Source organism: Bradyrhizobium sp. B120, from assembly GCF_049075665.1.
GTDB lineage: Bacteria > Pseudomonadota > Alphaproteobacteria > Rhizobiales > Xanthobacteraceae > Bradyrhizobium.
Genome location: NZ_CP185242.1, coordinates 3,577,015 through 3,597,059, shown reverse-complemented (window position 1 = coordinate 3,597,059; position 20,045 = coordinate 3,577,015). Strand labels below are relative to the sequence as shown.

The 20,045-nt window shown below is 60.8% G+C and carries 6 protein-coding genes; all 6 read right to left on the bottom strand.

Annotated features, from left to right (window positions below; all coding sequences use genetic code 11):
* Positions 1-88 precede the first annotated feature (88 nt).
* Positions 89-1,285, bottom strand: a complete 1,197-nt coding sequence (locus ACOIX3_RS16105; protein ID WP_420970811.1) for a DUF932 domain-containing protein — start codon at positions 1,283-1,285, stop codon at positions 89-91.
* Positions 1,286-1,934: 649 nt separating this feature from the next.
* Positions 1,935-2,117 carry a hypothetical protein gene (locus tag ACOIX3_RS16100; RefSeq protein WP_420970810.1) on the bottom strand — a complete coding sequence of 61 codons (183 nt, stop codon included), beginning with the start codon at positions 2,115-2,117 and terminating at the stop codon, positions 1,935-1,937.
* A 191-nt stretch (positions 2,118-2,308) separates the two neighbouring features.
* On the bottom strand, positions 2,309-14,821 hold the full coding sequence (locus tag ACOIX3_RS16095; protein WP_420970809.1) for a calcium-binding protein: 12,513 nt from the start codon (positions 14,819-14,821) through the stop codon (positions 2,309-2,311).
* Complete coding sequence (locus ACOIX3_RS16090) at positions 14,821-16,086, bottom strand: hypothetical protein (RefSeq protein ID WP_420970807.1); 1,266 nt, start codon at positions 16,084-16,086, stop codon at positions 14,821-14,823. The genes ACOIX3_RS16095 and ACOIX3_RS16090 overlap by 1 nt, the downstream gene beginning before the upstream one ends.
* A 76-nt stretch (positions 16,087-16,162) precedes the next feature.
* Positions 16,163-17,620, bottom strand: a complete 1,458-nt coding sequence (locus ACOIX3_RS16085; RefSeq protein WP_420970805.1) for an HlyD family type I secretion periplasmic adaptor subunit — start codon at positions 17,618-17,620, stop codon at positions 16,163-16,165.
* Complete coding sequence (locus ACOIX3_RS16080; RefSeq protein WP_420970803.1) at positions 17,607-19,733, bottom strand: type I secretion system permease/ATPase; 2,127 nt, start codon at positions 19,731-19,733, stop codon at positions 17,607-17,609. The genes ACOIX3_RS16085 and ACOIX3_RS16080 overlap by 14 nt, the downstream gene beginning before the upstream one ends.
* Between the last annotated feature and the right edge of the window lie 312 nt (positions 19,734-20,045).

The window sequence follows — 20,045 nt, the reverse complement described above, 5'->3', positions numbered from 1 at the left end:
CCGATCGGGCTAGCCGGATCGGCGACGATGCAACGGGCTTGACGTGAAACGGCCGCGCAGCCGGGTACTGATTGCGCAGCTCATGCCGTCAGAATGCGCGTTCCATCAACCGCTTTGCCTTGCCTTCCAGTTCAAGCCGCGCATCCTGATGCGTCTCGCCGCGAGCAATGGCGGTAATGCCCTGCACGAAATCAAAAATACTTTCCGGCTTGCGATTTTCCTCGCCCAGGACAGTCTTGATGATTTTCGACGTTTCGGATCTGGAAAACCCGGCTCTGCGTAGAAAGCTCCCCCGGTCTTCGTCAGTGCGAGCAACGATCCGCTCCCGGGCAGCCTTGATCCCTGCGACGAATGGCGCGGGCGACGAACTGGCAAAGTTTGACAGCGCGGGCGCCGCTTCATGCGCAAAGCGTTGCGCGGCGAATTTTGAATGTCGGATCGTGATTTCCTCGAAGTTCTCCACGCCCCAGAGATTGCGATTCATGCAGACGGCTCTGAGGTAGAAGCTCGCGATCCCAAGCCTCTTGCTGCCGACTTCGCTGTTCCAGCAGTAGAAGCCTCGAAAGTACAAGTCCGGCGATCCATCACGCAAGCGTCCCGCCTCGATTGGGTTCGTGTCGTCGACCAGAAACAGAAATACGTCGCGGTCGCTGGCGTAGAGCGTGGTCGTGTCCTTAGTCACTTCCACAAGGGGATTATGGGTCATGGTCGACCAATCCAACACGCCCGGCACCTTCCACCGCGTGTCACCTGTGCCGTTGCCCACGATCTTCATCACCGTAGCGACCAGTTCATGGTCCCAGATACGGCCATAGTCCGGCCCAGTCAGAGCACGAAGCTCGACGCGTCCATCATCGGCCTCCAGTGTTTTCACGAGCTCGGCGCGATGCGAGAGCAAGCCATGTTGCAGGTTGACGGCTGACAAAGCCGCGGGTAGTCGCCGCAGGTAGGATGTCGGCGCGCGAACCAGCGTGCATAACTGGCCAAAGCTCCAATGTGTCGGGGCCACAGGCTCGTCACGTCCCGGGACCGTCAGGGCCAGCCGTTCGGAGTTCTCCCGGTTCGCCTCCACCCGGATGGCCCTGCTTTCAACGGTGCGCGCCCGCGCGTGCTCGGCACGGCCTCGGACCGCCGCGTGAAGGTCCTGCAAACTCAAGAACCGCTCGTCATCCGGGCGTACAAACCATTCCGACGACACGCGGCCAATCCGCTGGCCGCGCGACACGTCCACGCGGAAACCTCCGGGCGCACCCTGTTCGCTCGGGGACAGGCTCATCATGTTCATGGTCATTCTCCTATTGGGCTGAGGTTGAAGCGCAGCGCTGCGCTGCAACCCTGCCCGTCGGCGAGACCGGGGGTAGCAAGTGCCAGGGCGACCCGGGCGGAGGGGAATCGCCCGCCCGACAGGGCCGCTCGAAGAGCGGGTCTGCACAAGCCCGTGCAGGATTTCGAATGTTGCGGATAAGAGAAAGCGCGGAAGACCGGGGAGACCGCCCGGGGCGGCGCCGGTCTCAGCCGGCGCTTTACCCTGGCGTGCGCGAGGGGCAACGCCCCTTAGATCCCAAGAGTGAGAATGCCTGGCACCCGGCAGAGCTGAAACACGAGGCAAGAGTGAGAGTATCAAAAACTGCATCCGCAGGAGTGTCAGCATAGCTCCGCCTCCCGTCGGCGCACGGGCCGACTGCAGCCGCGAGACCGATTAATAAGGCACCCGAGCGGGACAGTGATAGCAACGCCGGCATGCAATGATGGCGGGGCCGCAAGCGACTAGCTCCGGCGAGCGACACACATCGTGTTACGCTCGGAGTCCAACCCGCAAGGCGGTGACGCGAAGCGGCACGGTCCACGAAAGCCCGGCCCGCAGCAGCGGGCACGTCAGAGGGGCATGTGCAGGGTTAAGGCTATCAGCTGCGCCAACTCGGAGGATCAGCCCATTAAGCGAGCTCCTCGGCTTGTTTCGCCTCGGCGTCATACAGCGGGATCTGCAATACCGGAAAGCGGCGCTTCAGATCTCTCGCGCCGGCCTCGGCGCCCTCCCTCGTCATGAACTCCGTCTTCACCTGGCCATCGACTATTAGCGCGTATCCATTATCCGGCAGCCCATTCGACCGATTCATCCGCAACACTCCAGTCAAGATGCAGTCGCTCGAGTTACGGTGAGTCTGCGCGCCAGGACAAGAGTGCGGGTTCTGAGCGAGACGACAATGGCAGGTAACGTTGCCGGATTGCTGTGCCTCGCCGTCGGGCGCGGCGCCACAAACGGCTACCGCGCCCGCTAGACATTCCGAGGGCGACCATTCACCCAGTGTTATGCGTGCCAAGCCGCAGACATCGTGCTTTGCAGGCTCGCGTCGTTCGGCACAGTGTGGACGCTTGAACTGGTCGGATCGAAGCCTGGATTTGCTGCAGCGTAGGTCGCCATCGCCTGGACGAGCTGCGACACCTGACTGTCGATCTTCAGGCCGCCGGCGGTGATCTCCTGCAGCTGCGAGCCGGCGCCGGAGAACCAGCCGTTGATGGTGACACTTGTGTTGGTGCCAAGGAGATCGACGGACAGATTGTCGCCTGACCGCTCGAACCAGAGCTGGTCGTCGTTGATCCCGCCAACGAAATCGAGCTCGTTCCTGGAGCCCGTTGCGGTCGGAAGGTTGATCGCCGCCTGCCCGGTGCCGGACGACACCTGGTAGAAATTGCTCCTTGCTCCTCCATTTGCCGTTTCCGTACCGCCCCCAAACTGGAAGACGTTCGTGCCATAGGCATTTCCGGTCAGGGTCGCATTGGAGGTCGATCCCACCCAGGTAAAGGTTGAGGCGGCACCCCTGACCTGATCCCTAGTCCAGCTGACGCCGTCGGAGAAGCTGATGCCAAGACCATTGTTGTACGGCGACAACTCGCTTTTCAGCGTGACGGTCTTGCCGGTCGCGGTGACGGCTATTGTCACGTCGTAATTGGCCGGATTGCTCGACAGCGTCACGCCGCTGGAAGCGATATCCTGCATGACAAGCGAGCCGCCGTTGTCATCGACCACATCGTTGCCGCCGGCCGAGGTGTAGATATAGGTGTCAGTACCGTCCTTGCCGTTCAGGTACTTGTCACCGAGGCCAGCCACCAACGTATCGTTGCGGCCGTCAAAGCCGTAGATCGACCCGCCATTGGCCGCACTCGCCTGGTCCAGCAACTTCTGCTCGATCTGGTCCCTGGTCCAACTCCCATCGGAGAAATTGACGCCGAGACCGCTGTTGTAAGGCGAAAACTCGTTCTTGATCGTCACGGTCTTGCCGGTCGAGGTCACCGTCAGCACCAGATCCCAGCTATCGAGATTGCGCGAAAGCGTTACTCCGGCCGACGCAAGGTCCTGCATCACAAGTGTGCCGCCATTGTCGTCGACCACATCGTTGCCGCCGGCCGAGGTGTAGACATAGGTGTCAACACCGTCCTTACCGTTCAGGTACTTGTCGCCGAGCCCGGCCACCAACGTATCGTTGCGGCCGTCAAAACCGTAGATCGACCCGCCGTTGGCCGCACTCGCCTGGTCCAGCAACTCCTGCTCGATCTGGTCCCTGGTCCAACTGCCATCGGTGAAATTGACGCCGAGACCGCTGTTGTAAGGCGAGAACTCGTTCTTGATCATCACGGTCTTGCCGGTCGAAGTCACCGTCAGCACCAGATCCCAGCTGTCGCGATCCCTCGACAGCGTCACTCCGGTCGAGGCGATGTCCTGCATCACCAGCGTGCCGCCATTGTCCTCGATCACATCGTTGCCGCCGGCCGACGTGTAGACGTAGGTGTCAGTCCCATCCTTGCCGTTCAGGTACTTGTCGCCGAGCCCGGCCACCAGCGTGTCGTTGCGACCGTCAAAGCCATAGATTGATCCGCCATTGGCGGCGCTTGCTTGGTCCAGCAACTTCTGCTCGATCTGATCTCTGGTCCAGTTGCCGTCGGAGAAATTGACGCCGAGGCCGTTGTTGTATGGCGAAAACTCGTTCTTGATCGTCACGGTTTTGCCGGTCGATGTCACCGTCAGCACCAGATCCCAGCTGTCGAGAGTCCGCGACAGCGTCACTCCACTTGAAGCGATGTCCTGCATGACAAGCGTGCCGCCATTGTCTTCGACCACATCATTGCCGCCGGCCGAGGTATAGACATAGGTGTCGGTACCGTCCTTGCCGTTCAGGTACTTTTCCCCGAGCCCGGCCACCAAAGTATCGTTGCGACCGTCATAGCCGTAGATCGACCCGCCATTGGTGGCACTCTCCAGATCGAGCAGCTTCTGCTCGATCTGGTCTGTGGTCCAGCTGACTCCGTCGGAGAAGCCGACACCGAGGCCGCCTGCGTAAGGCGAGAACTCGTTCTTGATCGTCACGGTCTTGCCGGTCGAGGTCACCGTCAGCACCAGATCCCAGCTGTCGTGATCCCGCGACAGCGTGACTCCGGTCGAGGCAATGTCCTGCATCGCCAGCGTCGACTGGCTATTTGCATCATTGATGACATCGTTGCCACCGATGGTGGAATAGACGTACCTGTGCTGCTTGCCGTCACCGTTCACCAGCTGGTTGCCGGAGCCAAGCACAATCTCGTATCCAGGCACGAACACAACCGCGTTCTGATTGATCGTCGTGCGATCCCAGATCGTCCCGTCGGCAAATTTGATCCTGTTGATGCCATAGACCGAGCTGCCACCATTGTAGAACTGGTAGAGCACCGTCACGCTGTCGCCGGTCGCCGGCACCTTGACAATCATCTGATCGCCTGATCGATTCAACTGGACTTCCGATGGAAGGATGTCCGTGAGGTCGAGCGTATCGTCGCGCTGATAGCCACTGCCACTGTTGTTCAGGGTATCGTGCCCATCACCCTTCGCAAAGACGATGCGATCCGCACCCGTTCCAGTCAAGGTGACCGTGTCATCCCCCAACCCTGCGATGATCGTCGCAGCATCGGCGGGCGCATTGATAGAGTCGTTACCAGCCGTTCCGCGGACCGGGGCATTGACCGCGATCGTCGACCGATCCCAGATCGTCCCGTCGGCGAACTTGATGTAGTTGATGCCGTAGACCGAACTCCCGTCACTGTAGAATTGCCAACGCACGACGACGCTGTCACCCGTTGATGGCACCTGAATAAGGAGCTGAGAGTCCGACCTTGTCAGTACAACCTCGGAGGGCAGGATGTCAGTCAATTCCAGCGTGTCGTTGCGCTGGTAACCGCTGCCACTGTTGTCCAGCATGTCGTGCCCATCGCCCTTCGCGAACAAGACGCGGTCTGCGCCGGTCCCGCTGAGATTGACCCTGTCATCGCCGAGGCCGAGGTCGATCGTCGCGCCATTGGTCGGAGCATCGATATTGTCGTTTCCGGGCGTACCGACGACCAATGCATTCGATGCAATCGTTGCACGATCCCAGATCGTTCCATCGGCAAACTGGATATGACTCAAGCCCAAAATCTGGCTGCCGTCGCCCCAGAATTGATATCTCGCCGTGAACGTGTCCCCTGTCGACAGCACCGCAAGTGTCAGGACCTCACCGTTACGGGTCAGGCGAATGTCTGACGGATTGATGTCCGTCAGGACGAGCGTGTCGTCGCGGCTGGAGCCTGAACCGGAATTGGTCAGCGTATCGTGGCCGTCTCCCTTCGCAAATACGATGCGGTCCGATCCGCTACCGGAAACGCTGAGTGTGTCGTCGCCCTGACCGGCCACGACAGTTGCCCCATTACTCGGAAGATCGATAAAATCGTTGCCGGCGGTACCGCGAATGACCGCTTGCGAAGCGATCGCCTGGCGGTCCCACACCGTTCCGTCAGCGAACTTGACCGCCGTGATGCCATTGGCATTGTTGAGATAGCTATGGATCGTCAGGATGTAGCCGCCAGACCCCAAACCGATAAACAGGTCGTTGCCGATGGTCCAGAGCGATACACCTGATGGCAAGGCATCCAGGTTTATGACTCCCTGGCCGCTGTTCAGCGAAACGTCTGCCTGGCCATCGCCGGGACCAAAATCGATCACATTGCCGCTGCTGAAATAGCCGAACGTAATGTGATCTCCGCCTGGAGCCACCTCGAAGATATTGACCCCGTAGCTGCTGCCCTCGACATTGGTGACGGATGCACTACCAAACCAGGTGAATGTAAAGGGCTGCCCCTGATCGGGAGCTGGCTGGCCGAGGCCGAGCACCGATCCGTCGCTGAACTTCAGCTGCTGAATGGTGCTCGATACGCCCCAAGTCTGATGGTGCAGGTCACCGCGCAGCGTGATGCTGTCGGCGGAGTCACCCCTGAACTTGATCATCAGATTGCCGGACGCATCGTTCTGGAAATAGACGTCCTGCGCGGTGATCCCGGCACCGAGCTGGACCGTCGCAACCGAGCCATAGAGATTCAGATTGGCCGCACCTGAGCCCCGCCCAAAATATATGCTCCGCGAAAGGTCGAATGCGGTTCCGTCGTCGAGCACAACACGATCGATCCCGCCCGCGGCGCCGTAGTCGGGGACCTGAGAAGGTACCTTAATGGTGTCTCCGGTCGCGACATTGCGGACGACCAGCTCGTTTGCCGTGTATTCAAATCTGACATCAGTCGCTGCTACGCCCTGAAGTCGCAGCGTATTCAGTTTCGCGTCCCAACTCAGATGCTGAATAATCACACTGCCGGCACCCGGACGCCAGATGTACGTGTTGGGCTGCTCGCCTCGTCCGATCAGCGTCGCTCCGGGAGCCGCGTAAATCGGAAGCGCGTGATCGCTGAGGTCAAGGTTGTAGACGGTGGTATCTCCAGGGGCGAGCATATAGCCCGAATGTTCGAGGATCTGCCGGGTGTTCCAGATCGTCCCATCGGCAAAGATCAACCTCTCGATGCCGGTCCCTCCGCCGGACCACATGTTGCTTCCATCATCCGAAGCGCTGTTGAAATGCCCGACGACGGTCAGCGTCTCTCCGGTCGCTCGGTTGACGATCGCAAGGTCCGTGTGTCCATCCTTCCTGCGAATACCAAGATCCACATCAGCCGCATTCAGGCCAACCAGACGCACCACGTCGGCCTTCTGCCAGATCTGATAATTGCCCTCGGCGATGGTGGCATCGCCGTGGCCGCCTCCCCAGAAGTAGGTGTCGTCGCTGCTCGTTCCCGACAGGGTGCTCGCCGACCCGTCGAAAACTCGCGCCGTGACGCCATCCGGCGTCGTCGGGACACCTCCATCGGCACGCAGCAGCAGATCGGTCCAATCCCAAACGGTTCCATCGTCAAAAGAAACGCGCGCCACAACGTTGGTCGTGCTCGCGGCGGTCTGCCCCTTCAGCACGATCGGGGCTTGCCCCGCTATCATCAAGACAAGGTCGTTCGCGTTCGGATCCGGACTGCGCGCAATCGTGACGGCGGATGGCGCCACCCCCTTGATATCGAGCGTATTGGTCTCGACGCCGAGCGCGAGGGCCACGCTGCCCTGATCCGAAATGAAGGTCGGGCCATCGCCGGCCGTCCAGACATAGGTATCGCTGCCGAGGCCACCGACGAGGGTGCGTACGCCGGTCCCGGCGTACAACGTGTCTGCGCCATCGAAGCCGTAGACGGCGCCTCCCGGCGCAACCTGCGCCTGCTCCTGGGCGAGCAGCTTTGCCTCGATGTCGGTCTCGCTCCAGACCACACCGTCCGCGAACACGATCTGCTGGATCGGCGCGTCGGCGCGGTTCACATGGGTGCCGAAGGCGCTGGTCGAACCGTAGTTGAACTCGCCGGAAATGATGACCTGGCCCTGCGGGCCGCCATTCAGCCCGTCGATCTGAACGACGAGGTCATCGCGCCCGTTGCCCGGCCAGCGCAGCAACGAGACTTCGGTCGATGCGATGTCCGGCAGCGAGAGCGTGTTGACGTACCCCCAGCCGGCGGCGTTGTTCACAATGATCTTGTCGGATCCGTCGCCGCGCCGGTAGACATAGGTGTCGTTGCCATTGGTCCCTTCGAGCACGTCATCGCCCGGGCCCGACGTGATGACATCGTTGCCGGCAAAGCCGTAGATGATGTGATTGCCCGGTGTTGCGGCAGCCTGGTCCAGCAGCATCTGCTGCACCTGCGCGCGGGTCCAGACCGTGCCGTCGTCGAACACGAGCTGATCGAACGGAAGCAGATTGGCCGACGGATTGTCGATCAGGAGGCCGCCCGACGTCGAGCCCTTGGCCGAAAGCAGGATGCCGGCGCCTTCGTCGGTCGGCGTATCCGGGAATCTGACGCGCTGCAGGTCGACGTCTGCGGGCAGGATGCCGGAGACACGAACGGTGATGACGCCGGACTGCCCGGATGACGGCACCACGCTCGCATAGCCTTGCGACAGATTGTAGTCGTATTCGATACCGCCGCCGACCTGGCTTGCGGTCAGGCTGACGCCTGCCAGCAGGTGCGACTGGATATCGGCCGTGCTCCAGGTCGTGCCGTTGGCGAACACGATATTGGCGAGCGGAAATCCGAGCCCCTGGTCATCGATATAGGCAATCCGGTCATTGGTCCCGGTGAAGGTGAAGATCATGCTCGTGCCGAGCTGATGGATCTGGACCATGTCCGGCGTGATGTCGGCGCCGAAACTGATCGTGTTCTGGCCGCCGTAGTAGAATTGCGGATCGGCAACGACATCGCGCCCGTCGCCGACGTTGAACTGGATGGTGTCGCCGCCAGCCCCGGTGATCACATCGTCGCCGGCGCCGCCATGGATCAGCGGATGGCCGAGACCGGTGTGGATATCCGGCTGGATGGTGTTGAAACTGTCGCTGTCGGCTCCCCCTTGATACAGCCGGGCATAAACGTCGCCGCGGGACAGGCTGGTCCCGTCGGCGAAGTTGAAGGCCGAAATACTGTAATCCCCGTAAATGCCGCCGAACTCGCCGAGGATGGTCAGGGAATCGTTCGATCCCTTGATCTTGATCAGAAGGTCGTTGCCGAGCTTGGACCATACGAGATCGCCGGCGCCCACGTCGGACTTGAAGCTGACGACACCTCCCTGATCGTCGATCGTGTCATGGCCGGAGCCGTGACCGAACATGTAGGTGTCGTCGCTCGACCCTCCCGCCAGATACTGGTTGCCGGGACCGCCATCGATCGTATCGGTCAAATCGGTTCCGAGCACGACGGCGCTGCCTGATATCTCCTGATTGTTGAGTAGCTGCTGGCGCAGCTGATCGAAGGTGATGACGGTGCCGTCCGCGAACTGGAAGTTCTCGATTCGGTTCCACGAAATTGCGAAAATATCGATCGAGAACTCGCCCGCGACGACCATGACCGAGCCGTCGGAGAGCGTGATCACGAGATCCTTGGTGCCCGCGAGCTGCGAAAACGTCACATCCTGCGGCCGGACCGACTCACCGAACTTGATCGTGTCGTTCGGATTGCCGAGAATGTTGGTCGTGCCATCGTGGACGACGTCGTAATTGTAGCCGAAGTCGAACAGATAGGTGTCGTTCTCGTTGCCGCCGGACAGCCAGTGGACGCCGGGGCCACCGTCCAGCGTGTCGGCATAACTGAAGCCATAGATGGCGGGCTTGCCGTAGGACTCCTGATCCATCAGCTGGATCACGTTTTCCCAGCTCAGCGTGGTGCCGTCATCGAAGGTGAACTCCTCGATCCGGTTGAGCCACATCGGCCCGAGCACGCCGTAGTCCGGCGCGAACTGGTTGAGGATCGTCAGGGTATCGCTCGCACCCTTGATCGAAATCGTGAGGTCGGGCGAATCCGTCTGGCGCGACCAGGTCAGGTCGGACAGTGTGATCCCCGGCCCGAATTTGACGTAGTCCGGCGCTGTGTTCAGGATCCAACCCATCCGGTCGTCGACCGTATCGTGGCCGGATCCGCGGCCCCAGATGTAGACGTCACCGCCGTCCCCACCCGACAGATACTGGTCGGTTCCCTGACCTCCGTCGAGAATGTCCATATCCATCGTCCCGACAATGCTTGTGGCCGTCGGGTTCGGATGCCAGGTCGCCCATGAAATGTCCGGCTTGTCCCAGACGACGCCGTCCGAGAAGGCGATCTGCTGGACGCCCATCTTGTCGTTCATATTGCCGCCGGTGAGCGACGGCTTGATGCCCACGAACTCCCCGACAATCCTGATCTGCTCGTTGGTCCCGTTGACAGACAGAACCAGATCGATGCCGTCGCGAACCGCGGTCACATCAGTCGACTTGACGTTGGTGAACCGCAGCAGATCGTCCTCCCCGCCGCCGCCGCGATCGGCATTGATGACGACGTGCCCGAACGTGCCGCCCATCACGAAATTGTCGGGGGCTCCGCTCGACGTCGTAACCGTCTGGTCGCCGCCATGCAGGTAGTAGATGTAGGGATTATCGGTGGCACCATTGATCACACTGCCGCCTTCGACGATCTGGCCGGCAGGCACGCCGAGCGTCTCGGCTGCCTGCTCGATGCTGAGCGGCAGCCCGACGCTCTCATAGGCGCGGACCATGCTGGTGAACTCATAGGCGTAGTTCACCGTGAGGCCTTCACCCCTTGCGAAATCGCCGAGCACGACGTCGATGATCGGCTTCCAGTTCGCAAGCCACGCCGTCGCTCCCGCATCCGCCGGCGCGGCACGGAAGATCGCCTGATACATCGGCGTCAGCTGCTGATCCGTCGTCGCGTGGAAGCTGTTCGATGCCGTATCGTAGACGATGCCCGGGAAGAACTGCGCCAGCGAGCTCTGCATCGAGATGCGCACGGCCTCGAGGCTGATCGCGGTCCACCCCGCGGTCACGAATGAAGACAGTGACGCAAGCGCCGCCTGCCGCGCCTGTGGCGTGTCCGTGCTGAATGTCGGAACGGGCTGCCCGGTAAAGCGCTCGATGAACCCGAACTGATCGGCCTTTACAGTTTGCCAGGATGCTTCTGCCGGAAGCGGAGAATTCAGGACCTGCTGATATGACGGCTCCTCAATCACGCTGCCGGCCGCGTCCTTGACGGGGGCGCCGCTGACAAAGCCATAAACCAGGTGGCCCTTGCCGTTGATGTACGAATAGATGAAGTCGAGCACCGTCACGTGGCCGAACGGATCGGACTTCATCAGCAGCAGCATGTCCTGATGACCGGTCGACGGATCGCGGACCTGCAGAACGCCATTGGCGTCGGGAAGCTTCACCGCACGCGCCCAGGCGTCGAGAATCGGCTGGACGGCCTCCCTTAGCGCGGGAAGATTGGGGGTGGTCAGAAGCGGCAAGGTGGCGTTGACGACATCGATCAAGGTCGGATCGAGCGTCATCGCCACGTGAAGATCGGTCAGCGTGCCATAGCCCTTGAGATCAGGTTTGGCGGCAGCGGCGGCGCTCACCGACTTGTCGCCCTTGTACTCGCTATGGAACGGATCGGTCGTCAACACGACGTCACCGACCGATCCGGTCGTGCCGTTTGCCCAGGTGAAAGTGCCGGTCGCCTCGATCGAATTGCCGGCCGCACTCATCCCGTTCTGCGCGGTCGAGGATACATTGATCGATGCGATGCCGAGATCGGACAGCGTCTTCAGCTCCCCCGGATCGACGACGGCGTTGCCATTGGCATCCTGCCAGACCCGGAGCTGCGAATAGACGGCATCATTGGCGTCGATCACGCCATCGTCATTGGTGTCGTATTGTGCCAGCGTGGCGAAGCCGTTCCCGCTTTCACCGCCGATCAACTCGCTCACGTCGTCGATATTGCCGTTGCCATTCTTGTCGATGGCAAGGATGCCATCCGTGGGCTGTACCCACCCGGTACGGACCGAGAAGCCCGTGCCAAACACGTCGAACATCGGCGCCGCCGAGCTGACCGCGGTCAGGTTGAATCCGTCGCCATTGAGATCGAGGACCAGCGGATCGGCGGGAAACGCCTTCATACCGGTCATCGTATAGAACAGTGCATTGCCCGCCTTCAACGTCGGGCCGATCGTGTCATTGAACGGCCGGCTCAGCTCCATCAGCCTCTCGACCCATATCTTGCCAATCCCGATGAAGATGCCGGCCGTCTGTTCGCTGAACGGAACGCCGGGCCCGCCCTTGTAGTTCGAGACATAGGTCGATTGCCCCATTGAATTGCGAATAACGAGATCACCGACGACATTGATGCCATATCGGATGTTGTTCATGGCATTGGTGACCCAGCCGGTCTCCGAATTCGAAGAGCCGATCCCGCCGTGCAGGATATCGTCGCCATTGGCGATGATGTCGTTGGCATCGAACCCGTTGACGAGGACGTTGTTGGTGCCCAGGAGGTAGATATTGCCCGAGCCGGTTCCGTAGTTGATGATCGTCCCGTAACCGACGCCTTTCACGACGTTGCCATTGGCATTGCCGAAGTTGATCGTGAGGCCTCTTACATCGCTATCGATGATTCCTTGAGTGTTGACGAAGTCAACCTGCTTCCAGGACGCAGCGTCCGGTCCTTTCAAGTTGACCGAGACCTTGTCCGCTCCTCCAACCTTCAGATCTTCGAAGTTCTTGAAGACCGTGTTGGTGCCGCTGATCTTGTTGTTTTCGAAATTGCCGGACCTCCCGAGGGCAGTGAGATCCAGCACATCCATCGTGCCGTCCTGCTGCTCCCCTGCGTCCACTTCCCGTACCGCCTTGAGGCCCTTCGACGCACCAGGATTGACGCGAACGGTATCAGCTCCGTCGGACAACTTGACCTTCTCAACATCGATCAATGTGTCATGTCGTCCTTGGCTTCCGACGGCAACATCGAGGCCCGTCTTTTGGCTGCCCTGCGGGAGTTCGGCAGCCGCCAGCGTTAGCTGGACCCCACTCGCGCCATTTCCGTAAACCGCCGCATCTACTCCTCGACCACCGAAGAATATAATCGAATCAGAAGCGCTCGTATTTCCGCCCGCATTAAGGGTGTCCCGACCCCAACCTCCAATGATGATGTCATTCCCTCCGCCGCCATCGATGGTATTGTCACCATTCCCTTCGACGATGTAATCGCTCTGGCTTGAGCCCTTTATATTATCTCCCGCGGCTCCGCCGATAATAACCTGCGAAACGTCTGCGCCGTTCGAACCGTCCGCTTGTTTCGCATCGTAATTGAGGGGGGTCCCATCTCCCGCTTGAACGACCAAGGCGCCCCAATGCATCCGCAACGATTTGGTTCCGTTCAGGATCTCTGCTTGAGTGGCTCCGAGAATGCTCGTTAGATAGCTCAAATCCAGGGAGTTCGGGCTTACGCCAAACTGGCCTTCGGCCTTCTGCTCAATAAAAACGTTGATGTCTCGAACCCCGTATTCCTGGGATAGAGAACTGTTAGGCAGCGTTTCGACCAGACCTAGAGTTGGATCAACGTTATTCGGATGAATATCGCTGAGATTGATCCGCACATATCCAGCGGACGGGCCGTTGGCATCTCCAGCCCCAAAAACATTGAGACCGACATCGCCAATAGTTCCGCCATCGCCTTTGCCCAGCGCGTCGCGAACAACTTGCAAGCCGAGCTTCACAACACCGGAATGCAGCGACAATTGGTCTGTCTGCGCCGTTGGGTTCAAGCCTTGCGCAACGGCCCCTTTCGACAGCCATGTCCCAAAGCGAGCGTAAAACTTGTCGTAGAACCCGTCGGTGACCCCAACGGTCCGCCACAATTCCCGGTAGAGAATGCCCGGAGCGGCTCCACCAGATTTGACGCCGCTGTAACCGTATTCGCCGCCGGTTGTATCCGGCCGGTCCCCTTCGATCGGGCCGCTGATCCCCGGCTTTTCGAAAAACGAGTACCGCAACTCCTCGTCGCCCTTGAGAAGATCCTCGAACTTCTTGCCGGCTGAGTCCGAGGCGCGAGTGCGAAGCAGGAGACTAATCAGTGTAGGGCTGTGCAGGGAAACAGCCGTGTCGTCGGTAAGGATGGACGGCGACACTCCGACGTCGATCGAGTCGCGGTCGACCGGAAACTTGGCGCCGGCTCTGCTAAAGGCGCCGCCCAGCGCCCCACTCGACAAAAATTCGCCTGTGACCGCGGTGACTGTCAGCTTGTCCGACAAGTTCGCGTTGAATTGGTTCTGTATGTTGAACACGTTCTCAAAATAATTGAGGATGTCCGACGCGGAGTTCCCTAACCCCAACAGGTACGCTGCCTGCGACGCGATCACCGCCAACTTCCCGAACGGGAGCAGGCCCACAATCTCAGCAGCTAACGTCGCAGCCGCCGCAAGAAGCGTCGAGTCAGTCGGGATCGGCAGACTCAGGGGGTTGTCTATGAACGACGTCGACGGAATCTGCCCAAGATTAAGTCCGGATCCAGCAAGTGCCCGCAGTTCCGCGACGATGTATAGCTGGTTCTCGAATGGCGCTGGGTCAAATACGTACCCCTTGACGTTCTCGATTGCCGAGACGAGACCAGCCAGTCCTCCGCCCAGGGACTGGCCTACGACGATGACTTGCTTGCCTTGAGTTGCGGCGAGTTGCTTTACAGCCTCTGTCAACGCTAGCGCATCGTCGAGTTGCGTTTGCCTCGTCGTCCCCACCCCCAACAGAAGGTCATCTGCGATATCGCCGGGATCGATTTGCTGCCCCGGATCTTGGAAAGGAGCAGTTTGGTTGAGACCTCCGAAAAGGCCCGCCTTGAAGCCATCCACGAAGCTCGCCGAAAGATCGGTGCCGCGAATTACGACGTAAAGGACATTATCCTTTGCGACGACTTGACCGACAAACCCCCGAGGGCTGTAGAAGCTCGTGCCGTCATCGCTCGCCTTAAGCCCAACAGGAGTGGTTTCCAGGGGAATGGCAGCTGCACCGAGATCGCCATATGCTAGTGGACGATCTTGCGTAGCCCGATGATAGACGATTTCCGCCAATGCGGCCGCGAACGCAATCGGGTCCAGATTGTTCGTGCTCATTATAGCCCCCCAAAAACACTCACCAGCGAGTAGCGCTCGCGGAAGTAGATATATTGATCGCGTTCGAATGCGTAACCGAAGTCACCGGTTACCCGGTTCAGCTCTTCATTGATTTGCTGACCATTGATTCGATTTGCATTGGGATTGCCGAAATTACTGATTACGGATGGCAGGCCGGCGATGTTCAAGACGACGTCGCAGAAAGCGAACCCTTTGAGCTCAGGACGCACGCTGACGTCGGCGTGGCTCTTTCTCGGCTTCGCCTCGATTTCAGCCGGCAGGTGTCCGGCATCGTCGAGCCGATTCAACGACAGATCGGAGCTTGCAGGATAGACGTCGCCCACGACGTGCCCGGTGTAGAAGATCAGCGCACCGGGCTTGTGGCGCGGCAGCCCGGGAAAAAAATATGCCTCCGTGGGAAAGTATTCGCGGAGAGGATTGCCGTCGAAGAGCACCTTTTTCCCATAGAAGTCACCTGCAGCATAAAGTGCGCGCCCCGCATCTCCATTCGGATACCAATAGTCGGGCTTGCTGGCAGGCCAGTACTGGCGAATGGCTTCGCTTACGGACTCCGGCAGCTTTACCCGCGAAATTCCAGTGCAGATCGACCCCATGACGCGGTAGCCGGGCTGCCAGCGCGGGTTCTCCCATCGATCCTTTTCGTTCATGCCTAGCAGTTCATAAGTCAGGAAGTTCTTCGGCGCTTCGGTCCGACGCCATTCCAGCCATTCCTCGCGCGTCGCCTTGCTGATGGTGGCATCGAAGAATTTCAGCTCGGACCGAGGGCTGTCGTACGCATCTTCCGACGCATACGCGACGCCAAACCAAGGCGCGTCAGCCTTTTCGTATGTGGCGACCAACGGCAACAGCGCCTTCGGAACCTTGCCGTTCTCCGTGGTCTCGCCGTTACACGCCTCGGGCGGGCGAACCACCACGCCGCGCCCATCCTTCATCTTCAGGCCATACGCCATCGGCGCAATGCCGACCTCGACCGTCCGATCGTTGTCCTTGTAGGTCGTGATAGCGACATGGCAGCCCACCACGATATCGAAATCGAGCGGCTCACCCTTGTAGGCGAGCTTCACTTTCAAGCGATAATACGTTGCGCGATCTTGGCCGGGAGATTTGACTTCGACCGACTTCGTAAAGCTCGCACCGCCGCCGAAAAGGCGGCGAAGGGCCTGCACCTCTCCAATCACAAGTGCAAGCCCGGTGCCGATCACGAGCAGAGCGACCACGACAATTGCACCGACGACCCACCTCATGTTGTCACCGCCGCGAACATTCTCACTCTCGTGGATGAGCCTGCTTCGTCCTCTCTCGGCCAAGACTGCGAAAGCATCACCGTTCCCTCAAGCTTTCGCTCTTGTAGCGCAGCACCGGCGACATCAGATATTCGATGATGCGGCGTGTCCCGGTCTTGATCTCGACCGTTACCGCCATGCCGGGTGCGAGGCTGACGAGCCGGTCGTCGATCTGCATCTTCGTCCCGTCGAGCGCAATGCGCGCCGAGTAGACGAGCTGCTGCCCGTCCGGCTCGCTCGACTCCGAGAGCGCCCCGCCCTTCTTCGTCGCGCCGGACGGATCGGCCGGCTTGTCCTTGACGATGGCGTCCTGTGACACACTTACGACCTTTCCCTGCAGCAAGCCGTACCGCGTGAAATTGAACGTATCGATCTTCACCTCCGCGGACTGCCCCGCGGTGACGAAGCCGATATCCCGGTTCGGGATCATCGCTTCGGCCTCCAGGCGGCTGTCGGCCGGCACGATGATCATCAATTGCTGCGCCGGCGTCACCACGCCACCGATCGTATGCAGCGCCAGCTGCTGGACTGTCCCATCGATTGGCGAGCGCAGAACCTGCTCGTTCATCTTGCGCTCGGCCTTGACCAGGTCCTGGGCGAACTCCTCGGCCTTCTTCTGGGCGTCGGAGAGATCACTCAGGACTTGCCGCTCGAAGCCCGATTTGGTCTGACCGAGCTGCTGCTCCAGCGCCTGCCGCGCGGCTTCAATTTCCACCAGCTTGCGACTTTGAACCACCCGCTCGTTCTGCTGGTCAAGCATCCGAGCTTGCGCGTCGAGGTAAGCGATCTGATTGCCGTACTGGATCTGCATCGCGTCCCGGCGGATCTTTGCGGTCTGCTCGACCAGCGGCAGCGAGGCATCGATCTTGGCGATCGTCGCAGCAATCGAATCCGCCTCGGCGCGCTTCTGCTCGATCTGGTGACTGATCGACGCCATCTTGGCGGTTTGCTCGGCGGCTTGCGCCTGCATCGCCGCCCGGGTCCGCGTCAGATCGCGCTCCGAAGCCCCGGCCGGCGCAGCAATCTCCCGCACGCCGTCCAATCGATCGAAATTGTCCCGGAGTGCGCCAAGCCGCGCAACATCGAGCTCCGCCAGGATCAGATCCTGCGACACCCGCCGCTGCTCGGCCTGGGTGACGGTGCGATCGAGTTCGATCAGGATCTGCCCGGCCGCGACCTGATCGCCATCGCGGACGTGAATGGCCGACACGGTCCCCGTCTCGAGCGGCTGGATGGTTTTCGTCCGTCCGGTCGGGACGATCTTGCCTTGCGCGGTGGCGATGATGTCGACATGGCCGAAGCTCGCCCAGCCGATCGCAATGGCAAAGAACAGGATGATGGTGCCGCCGATCGCCCGCCCGACGGGCGAGGCCGGCGTCTCGATGATCTCGAGCGCGGCCGGGAGGAACTGCCGTGCCGTGTCGGCGCGTGGTCGGCGGAACGGCACGACGTCTGCCGTCGCCGGGCTCGTGGGGGACGGGTCAGCCGACGACATGGAGCCCCGCCTGGATCTGGTGAAGCGTCGCGTAACGGCCGGCCTGCTTGATCAGCTCGTCGTGGGTGCCGTCCTCGACCAGCCGCCCGGCCTCGATGGTGATGATCCGGTCGGCCTGGCGGACCGCCGACAGCCGGTGCGCGATGATGAAGACGGTACGTCCGGCGGAAATCCGCCGCATGTTGCGCTGGATGATGCTTTCGCTCTCATAGTCGAGCGCGCTGGTCGCCTCGTCGAGGATCAGGATTCTCGGATTGGTGACCAGCGCCCGCGCGATGGCGATCCGCTGCCGCTGCCCGCCCGACAGGCTTGCGCCGCGCTCGCCCACGACAGTGTTGTAACCGTCGGGCAGCCCGAGGATGAATTCATGGGCGCCGGCGAGCTCGGCCGCGGCAATGATCCGCTCCATCGGCATGCCGGGATCGGCCAAGGCAATGTTGTCCCGGATCGAGCGGTTGAAGAGCACATTCTCTTGCAGAACGGAACCGACCTGCCGCCGCAGCCAGGCGACGTCGGCGACCGTCAGGTCGATGCCGTCGATCAGGACGCGGCCGGCTTCCGGCACATAAAGTCGCTGCAACAGCTTGGTGAGGGTCGACTTTCCCGAGCCGGACGGCCCGACGATGCCGATCACCTGGCCGGCCGCGACCTTGAGCGAGACGTCGTGCAGGGCAAGCGGCGCATCGATGCGATAGCGGAAGTCGATGTGCTCGAACGTGACATGGCCCTGGATCGGCGGAAGCGCGGCGCGCGCGGCGTCGAATGTCGGCTCGGGCGTCGTATTGAGGATGTCGCCGAGCCGCGCAATCGAGACCCGCGCCTGATGGAAATCCTGCCACAACTGCGCCAGCCGCAGCACCGGCTGGGCGACCCGCCCGGCAAGCATGTTGAAGGCAATCAACTCGCCGACGGTCAGCTGGCCCTCGATGACCAGATGGGCCCCGAAATAGAGCGTCAATGCCGTGACGATCTTGCTGATGAACTGAACGCACTGGCTGGTCCAGTTGCCGAGCGACAGGACGTCGAAGCTGGAGCCGACATATCCGGCGAGCTGCTCTTCCCAGCGCCGCTGCATCTGCGGCTCGATCGCCATCGCCTTCAGGGTCTGGATCCCGCTGACGCTCTCGACCAGGAACGCCTGGTTCTCGGCGCCGCGGTCGAACTTCCGCTCGAGCCGTTGCCGGAAGATCGGGGTAACGCCGGCCGACAGCGCGATGTAGAACGGAAACGAGCCAACGACGATCCAGGCCAGCAGCGGCGAGTAGTAAAACATCACCGCGAGGAATACGAAGGTGAAGGCAAGATCGATCACCAAGGTCAGCGCCGAACTGGTGAGGAAGTTGCGGATGTTCTCCAGCTCCCGCACGCGCGCCACCGAGTCGCCTGCCCTCCGGGCCTCGAAATAGCCGATCGGCAATGCGATCAGGTGCCGGAACAGGCGCGCGCCGAGCTCGACGTCGATCCGGTTGGTGGTGTGGGAGAACACATAGGTCCGCAGCGCGCCGAGAACCGTCTCGAAGATGGAAACTGCAATGAGACCGACGACCAGGACGTCCAGCGTCGTGAATCCCCGGTGGGTGAGCACCTTGTCGGTGACGACCTGGAAGAACAGCGGCGTGACGAGCGCGAACAGCTGCAGAAAGAACGACGCGACCAGGACTTCAGCCAGTAGCCGCCGGTATTTATGCATCGCCTGCAGGAACCAGGTGATGTCGAAGCGGCGCGCGAGATCGGCGAGCGAGGCGCGCCGCGTCATCAGGACGACGGAGCCGTTCCAGCTTGCCTCGAAGTCGGCGCGCTTGAGGGCCTGCGGCCGCCGCTCAAGCGGATCCTGGATGAGAACATCGTCCTCGGTGATTTTGCCGATAATGACAAAGCTCTCGTCTCGCCGCTGAATGATCGCCGGCAACGGCAAACGCGTCAGACCTGTCCAGGTCTCCTTGACTGCGCGGGCCCGGAGCTTCAACTCCTTCGCACAACGCAGCATCTCGGCAACGCCGATGGCGCGGCCGGCGAACTGATGTGCGATCTGTGCGGGATCGACCGAGATCTGGTGGAACCGGAGAAGGAGCGCGAGACATTGCAGGCCCGAATCCGGACTTATCGCTTCCATAATCCCCATACCACCCAGAGTCGTGTGGCTGGACTATTACACTTCTTTTCTCGCCCGTAAAATAGAAATATGGCGAAACAAGTGACCAAGAATTGGAACTCGCATCGCACGCAATGCAGAGAATCGAAAGAGAAGAATTTCACAAAACTCTCCGCATCCGCAGCCTGCAATAGCGTGCGGCAGGTCGACTCACGACGATCGACGCGCAGCCTGCGCTTCGATTCTTGCGTGGAAGACCTTGCGCGTGAAGATGTTTTCAAACCAAGCCAGCCGTCATGGTTTCTTTGAATTGTGCTTCCCAAGCACATGCGA

Bases quoted from the DNA above. Each gene is read 5' to 3' on its own strand.
- ACOIX3_RS16085 (WP_420970805.1), bottom strand. From the start codon at position 17,620: ATGTCGTCGGCTGACCCGTCCCCCACGAGCCCGGCGACGGCAGACGTC.
- ACOIX3_RS16100 (WP_420970810.1), bottom strand. From the start codon at position 2,117: ATGAATCGGTCGAATGGGCTGCCGGATAATGGATACGCGCTAATAGTC.
- ACOIX3_RS16095 (WP_420970809.1), bottom strand. From the start codon at position 14,821: ATGAGCACGAACAATCTGGACCCGATTGCGTTCGCGGCCGCATTGGCG.
- ACOIX3_RS16090 (WP_420970807.1), bottom strand. From the start codon at position 16,086: ATGAGGTGGGTCGTCGGTGCAATTGTCGTGGTCGCTCTGCTCGTGATC.
- ACOIX3_RS16080 (WP_420970803.1), bottom strand. From the start codon at position 19,733: ATGGAAGCGATAAGTCCGGATTCGGGCCTGCAATGTCTCGCGCTCCTT.
- ACOIX3_RS16105 (WP_420970811.1), bottom strand. From the start codon at position 1,285: ATGAACATGATGAGCCTGTCCCCGAGCGAACAGGGTGCGCCCGGAGGT.